The sequence below is a fragment of the Kitasatospora sp. NPDC059577 genome (assembly GCF_042735475.1).
GTDB lineage: Bacteria > Actinomycetota > Actinomycetes > Streptomycetales > Streptomycetaceae > Kitasatospora.
Window position 1 is genome coordinate 1 of the sequence record NZ_JBHWBZ010000119.1, and the last position, 5,929, is coordinate 5,929.

6 protein-coding genes are annotated in these 5,929 nt (G+C 73.1%); 3 read left to right on the top strand and 3 right to left on the bottom strand.

What is annotated here, in order from left to right; all coding sequences use genetic code 11:
- Window positions 1–48: 48 nt before the first annotated feature.
- Together ACFV0O_RS40985 and ACFV0O_RS40990 are read right to left on the bottom strand one after the other, a co-directional pair.
- Window positions 49–624, bottom strand: coding sequence for a TerD family protein (locus ACFV0O_RS40985; protein ID WP_360264097.1), 576 nt, complete (start codon window positions 622–624; stop codon window positions 49–51).
- A 135-nt stretch (window positions 625–759) separates the two neighbouring features.
- The gene (locus tag ACFV0O_RS40990) at window positions 760–1,257 is read right to left on the bottom strand and encodes a hypothetical protein (protein ID WP_380350022.1); all 498 of its coding nucleotides are present in this window, start codon (window positions 1,255–1,257) and stop codon (window positions 760–762) included.
- A gap of 102 nt (window positions 1,258–1,359) precedes the next feature.
- Here ACFV0O_RS40990 and arfB point away from each other — a divergent pair, with 102 nt between their 5' ends.
- A complete protein-coding gene (arfB, locus tag ACFV0O_RS40995) occupies window positions 1,360–1,794 on the top strand; it encodes an alternative ribosome rescue aminoacyl-tRNA hydrolase ArfB (protein ID WP_360264103.1) in 435 nt (144 codons plus the stop codon).
- A 1-nt stretch (window position 1,795) separates the two neighbouring features.
- Here arfB and ACFV0O_RS41000 read toward each other — a convergent pair whose 3' ends face one another.
- Window positions 1,796–2,368: a flavin reductase family protein gene (locus ACFV0O_RS41000; RefSeq protein WP_380350026.1), complete on the bottom strand. Its 573-nt coding sequence runs from the start codon at window positions 2,366–2,368 to the stop codon at window positions 1,796–1,798.
- Between the two features lie 326 nt (window positions 2,369–2,694).
- Between ACFV0O_RS41000 and ACFV0O_RS41005 the strand changes: the two genes are divergently transcribed.
- Window positions 2,695–4,539, top strand: coding sequence for a diguanylate cyclase domain-containing protein (locus ACFV0O_RS41005; protein ID WP_380350029.1), 1,845 nt, complete (start codon window positions 2,695–2,697; stop codon window positions 4,537–4,539).
- 177 nt (window positions 4,540–4,716) lie between these two features.
- Window positions 4,717–5,712: a hypothetical protein gene (locus tag ACFV0O_RS41010; protein WP_380350032.1), complete on the top strand. Its 996-nt coding sequence runs from the start codon at window positions 4,717–4,719 to the stop codon at window positions 5,710–5,712.
- Window positions 5,713–5,929 lie beyond the last annotated feature (217 nt).

A 5,929-nucleotide genomic window follows, 5' to 3' on the forward strand; every position in this document is an offset into this window, starting at 1 on the left:
GAGCCGGAGGACCGGCTCCCCGCGCCGCGGCGTCGTCCGGGGGGTGCGTCAGATCTGGACGCCGAAGTCCTGGGCGATGCCCGCCAGGCCGGAGGCGTAACCCTGGCCGACGGCGCGGAACTTCCACTCGGCGCCGTTGCGGTACAGCTCGCCGAAGATCATCGCGGTCTCGGTGGCCGCGTCCTCGGAGAGGTCGTAGCGGGCGATCTCGGCGCCGCCGGTGGCGTTCACCACGCGGATGTAGGCGTTGCGGACCTGGCCGAAGCTCTGGCCGCGGGCGGTGCCGTCGTAGATGGTGACCGGGAAGGTGATCTTGACGGCCTCGGCCGGGAGGCCGGCCAGGTTGACGTTGAGCGACTCGTCGTCGCCCGCGCCCTCGCCGGTGCGGTTGTCGCCGGTGTGCACGACGGTGTTGTCCGGCGTGCTGGTGTTGTTGAAGAAGACGAAGTGGGCGTTGGAGAGCACCTTGCCGTCCGCGTTCAGGACGATCGCGCTGGCGTCGAGGTCGAATTCGGCGCCGGTCGTGGTGCGGACGTCCCAGCCCAGGCCGACGGTGACCGCGGACAGGCCGGGGGCCTCCTTGGTCAGCGAGACGTTGCCACCCTTGGAGAGGCTCACTGGCATGACGATTGCAGTCCCTTCGTTCGCTTCGTGCGCTTTTTCCCGGGACAACGCAATACTCCGGCGGCTTGGTTCCGCAGGTGCCGTGAATTCTTCGTGGGGGCGAATGCCGGGGCAAAGCGGCGGCAAAGAGAGGTGTCAGACGCGGCGGAACCGGCCCTGCAGCGACCAGATGTTCGGGTTGTCGGCCAGGTCGGGGTGCATGTCGAACAGGTCGGCGAGGGTGTCCTGGAGGAAGTCCCGGGCCTCGCGCCGCAGGTCGCTGTGGCGGATCACGGCGGGCGGCTCGTCGGGCAGCCAGGTCGCGGTGACCTCGACCCAGTTGAAGCGGCGGGCGAAGCGCAGCAGTTCGGTGTTCTGGGTGAAGTCCAGGTCGGCGGTCTGCACCCGGGCGGCCCGGCTGCCGTCCGGGTCGCGGTCCAGGTGCTCGGCGATGTCGCACAGCGCCCAGGCGAAGTCGAGCACCGGCACCCAGCCCCACGCGGTGGACAGCTCGGCGCCCTCGGCGTCCAGGTAGACGTCGCCGCAGAACAGGTCGTACCGCAGGGCGTGCACGGACGCGGTGCGGTAGTCCGTCTGCGGGGGGTCGGGGAAGCGGTTGGAGAGGGAGTAGCCGAGCTCGATCACGTACGCCATTGTCGGGGCTCGCGGCGCTCGCGGGTAACCGGGTGCCGGTCGGCGGCGAGGGGCCGCGGATAACCTGGTGACCGGGCGGGTCGGGCGCGGGATGATGGGCACATGCCCGAGCCCATCCGCGTACGGGGGTCGGTGGTCGTTCCCGACGCCGAGCTCGTCTGGCGCTTCTCGCGTTCCTCCGGCCCCGGCGGCCAGCACGTCAACACCTCCGACTCCAAGGTCGAGCTGCGCTTCGACCTGGCCTCCACCAGGGCGCTTCCCGAGGTGTGGCGCGAGCGTGCGCTGGAGCGGCTGGCCGGTCGGCTCGTGGACGGCCGGGTGCTGGTGATCCAGGCCTCGGAGTTCCGTTCGCAGTGGCGCAACCGCGAGGCGGCCGGGGCCAGGCTGTCGGCGGTGCTGACCGAGGCGTGCGCACCGCCGCCGAAGTCCCGGCGGGCGACCAAGCCGAGCCGGGGGATGGTCGAGCGCCGGCTGTTCACCAAGCGGCACCGCTCCGAGGTGAAGCAGGGGCGCCGCCCGCCGCGGGGCGGCGAGTAGCTCAGCCCAGGGTGCGGTAGCCGCCGCGGAAGTAGAGCAGCGGGCGGCCGCCGGGGTCGGGCACCGCGGCCTCCAGGACGCGGCCGAGCAGCAGGGTGTGGTCACCCGCGGGTATCCGCTGCTCGGTGCGGCACTCGACGGTGGCCAGCGCACCCTCGATCAGCGGGGCGCCGGTGTGCGGGCCGCGGTGGTGCGGGGTGTCCGCGAACAGCAGGCGGTCGCTGAGCCGGCCCTTCATGGCGAAGCGCGAGCCGATCGTCTTCTGCCCCTCCGTCAGCACCGAGACCGCCCAGGTGTCGACCCGGGAGAGCACCTCGTCCGTCCGGGAGTCCTCGCGGACCGAGATCAGCACCAGCGGCGGCTCCAGCGACACGGACAGGAAGGACGTGGCCGTCATGCCGATGTCCTCGCCGTCCTCCGGGTCGTGGACGGTCACCAGGCTCACACCGGCGGCGAGCTGGGAGAGTGCTGCCCGGAACTCGTCGGGCGTGGCATGGGGGGCAGCTTCGGGCTGCGGCGACGGGTACACGTACCGCACGGTAGTCGTCACCCGCGGGAAACGGCATCGGGCCATGGTCGTAGGACCGGCGGTGTGCCGGGGGTGTCGCGGCCGGTGTCCGGACTCACTCGCAGGGGTGAAGTCGGCGCACCGGCGGGTGCAGCCGGCTTCAGCTCCGGGCCGCCGAGGTCGACCAGGGAAAAGGCCCTGATAGCGCTTTATGTCCCGCTATGGGGCGGATGAGCTGATTAAGGGCGCATTAGTGTCGTGTGATTTAAGTCACAAGTGGCGCCCTATTGCTGACCGAGCGTGCCGAACGCTGTGCTCCCTGTGATTCAGTTCTTCTGGCAATCGGACGATAACCAATCAAGAACTATCCGAAGCAGCCGGGGAGCCCCCGCATGGAAGCCGAGTCGGAGCCGTACGTCCGTCTCGCGACCCTCCGCACCTTGCACCGGGTCGTGGCGGACCTCAACGCTGCCCGCAGCCTCGCGGGCACGCTGCAGGCCGTCGTCGAGGGCGCGGTGCACGGGCTCGGCTTCGACGCCGCCGCGGTCAGCCTGGTCCGGCCCGACGGCGACCTCGTGGTGGCGGCCGTCTGGGAGCTGGAGGAGAGCCCGATGGGCGGCCCCTCCGTGCTGCTCGGCCAGGTCGGCTCACGGGAGTCCTGGGACCGGCTGCTCGGCGTCAGCGACCACTGGGGCACCCTGCGCTTCCTGCCGTACGACCGCGGCTGGGCCGTCGCCAGCGACATCCCGCGCTGGATCGGGGACGGCACGCTGCCCGTGTACGCCAACGACTGGCACCCCGCCGACGGGCTGCTCGCCCCGATGTACAGCGCCGGCGGCGACCTGCTCGGGGTGCTCTCGGTGGACCGCCCGCGCAGCGGCAAACGGCCCGGGGCCTGGACCCGCGAGGCCCTGGAGATGTTCTCGCTGCAGGCCTCCATCGCGATCGGCAACGCCCGGCTGCGGGCCGAGATGCAGCGCGCGCTGGCCCGGCTGGAGAAGGAGCAGCAGGCGCTGCGGGCCAGCGAGGAGAGCTTCCGCCAGGCCTTCGAGTACGCGCCCAGCGGGATGGCCATCACCGAGCTGCACGGCGCCGGGCGCGGCCAGCTCACCCGGGTCAACGACGCGCTCTGCCGACTGCTCGGCCGCCCCCGCGCGGTGCTGCGCCAGCAGAGCTTCGCCGACCTCGTCCACCCCGAGGACCGTGCCCTGCTGGAGCGCACCAGCGCGGAGAGCGGCCGGGCGGAGCTGCGGCTGTCCCGGCGGGACGGCGGCTACCAGTGGGTCTGTCTGCGCAACTCGATCGTGGCGGACGCGGCCGAGGGGCCGAGCTTCCTGCTCACCCACGTCGAGGACATCGAGGACCGCAAGCGGCACGAGTTCCAGCTCGCCCACCGGGCCAGCCACGACGCGCTCACCGGGCTGCCCAACGGTGCCGAGCTCAAGGCGCGGCTGGCCCGCCGGCTCTGTTCCCAGCCGCAGCCGGTCGGCGCCGCGGCCGGCCCGGCCGGTCCGGTCGAGGCCGCCTACCCCCCGTCGTACGGCTACCCGGCCGGTCCGGTCGAGGCGGCCTACCCCCCGCCGTACGGCTACCCGGCGGACTCCTACAGCGCGCACGCGGCGCACGACGGCCTGGAGGGCGCGGACCCGTACGCCGGGGCCGTGCACGGCTACGGGCTGCCCGAGGGCGGTCCGCCGCCGGGGATCGGCCCGGGCTACGGGGAGCACGTGCACGCCGTGGTCCCGGCCGACCACGGGCCGGGCGGCGAGGCCTGGTCCGCGCCGTTCCGCTCCGGCGGCGCGGCCGTGCCGGACAAGGGGCTCGCGGTGCTCTTCTGCGACCTGGACGGTTTCAAGTCGATCAACGACCGCTTCGGCCACAACGCGGGCGACGCGGTGCTGGTCGAGGTCGCGCGGCGGCTGAGCCAGGCCGTCCGGGACGGCGACACGGTGGCCCGGCTCGGCGGCGACGAGTTCGTGGTGCTGGCCGACGGCATCGGCCGCGAGGAGGCCAAGGACCTCGCCCACCGGCTGCGCAACGCGATCATCCCGCCGATGCGGATCGACGGGCGGGCGATGCGGGTGGGGGTGAGCCTCGGGATCGGCTGGGCCGGCTGCGGCATGAGCATCGAGGAGGTGCTGCACACCGCGGACGAACGGATGTACGACGAGAAGCGGGCGCGCGGCGGGGCCGTGCGCGGGGCGCGCGGAGAGCGCTCGCACCGGCGCGCGGGCTGAGACCGGACGCGGACGGACGACACCGCCGCGGCGGCGCCCTGGCCGGGTTACCCGTGAGTTGTCAAGGGTTCTTTTCCCGCCGTCACACAGGACAGGTAGGGTTCCCGGTACGACAGCGTCCACGATCTGCGCCGCCCGCAGCCCGGCGGCGCGCACCGGATGGGGGAACAGACCACCGTGACGACCGCCGGCAGCAACGGAGTGCCCGAGGGCCAGGGGGGCGGTGCCCCGCAGGACGACGACCCGTTCGGCTACCTCTACCGTCCGGCCGACGGCTCCACCGGGCAGCCGGCCGAGCCGCAGCAGGGTGTCCCCCGCACGTCGTACAACCGGCCGATGGAGGTCGGGCGCGCCCAGTACGGCTACGGCTACCCGCCGCGGGCGCAGCAGCAGCAGTACGGCCAGCCGGGCACGCCGCAGGGGTACCCGGGCGGTCAGCCGCAGGCCCCGTACGGTCAGCCCGGCGTGCCGCAGCAGCCGGGCGAGTACGGCGCCCCGCCGACCCAGCAGACCCGCTACGCCGAGCACTCCCGCCCGCAGCCGGGTGACGAGCGGCCGAGCAGCGGCCGGAGCAAGGGCGCGGTGATCGGCGCGGTCGCCGTGGTCGCGGCCATCGCGATCGGTGCCGGGATAGCGCTGTCCACGGGTGGCCAGGAGGGCGACAAGACAGGCAAGGGCGGCGCCGCCACCACCGCCGCGCCGGGCCCCACCACCCCGGGGCCGACCGGCACCACGGCCGGAGCCTCCCCCTCGTCGAGCGCCACCGTGATCTCCGGCCCGTCGACCGTGGACGCGAGCCAGTTGCAGGCGCAGAACGCGCCGTCCGGCAACACCGTCAAGGGCGCCAAGTCGACGGACGGCAGCTACCTGACCCTCCAGCCGGGCGGTTCGGTGACCTGGTCCGGCGACGTCGCCGCGGCCGGTTCGTACAAGCTGACCGTCCACTACAACTACCTGGGCCCGGACATCAAGGGCGCGGCTGCGGTGAACGGCAAGGACTGGCCGTCCGGGATGACCTACAAGGTCTACGGTCCGGCCCCCAAGGACCAGAACTCCGCCTGGTACACGACCTGGATACTGCCGCAGTTCGCGGCCGGGCCGAACTCGGTGACGTTCACGGTGCCCTCAGGGGCGGTCCTGATCGACCAGGTCACCATCGAGCCCGGCGGCTGAGCCGCCGCTCGTCGCCGACGCACCACGGCCGCCCGTCCCCGTCCGGGGGAGGGCGGCCGTCGTCGTTCCGCGGTGCGGCGGTCAGGCGGGCTTGACGGTGGAGAAGCCGTCGGCGCCCAGGACCCAGCGGCCGCGGCGCATCACGGCGACCAGGTCGTAGGTCCCGGAGTCGACCACGACGAGGTCGGCGAGCTTGCCGGTCTCCAGCGAGCCGACG

Excerpts from the sequence above, each read along its gene's own strand:
- ACFV0O_RS41000 (WP_380350026.1), bottom strand. The coding sequence starts at position 2,368 with ATGGCCCGATGCCGTTTCCCGCGGGTGACGACTACCGTGCGGTACGTG.
- ACFV0O_RS40985 (WP_360264097.1), bottom strand. The coding sequence starts at position 624 with ATGCCAGTGAGCCTCTCCAAGGGTGGCAACGTCTCGCTGACCAAGGAG.
- arfB (WP_360264103.1), top strand. The coding sequence starts at position 1,360 with ATGCCCGAGCCCATCCGCGTACGGGGGTCGGTGGTCGTTCCCGACGCC.
- ACFV0O_RS40990 (WP_380350022.1), bottom strand. The coding sequence starts at position 1,257 with ATGGCGTACGTGATCGAGCTCGGCTACTCCCTCTCCAACCGCTTCCCC.
- ACFV0O_RS41005 (WP_380350029.1), top strand. The coding sequence starts at position 2,695 with ATGGAAGCCGAGTCGGAGCCGTACGTCCGTCTCGCGACCCTCCGCACC.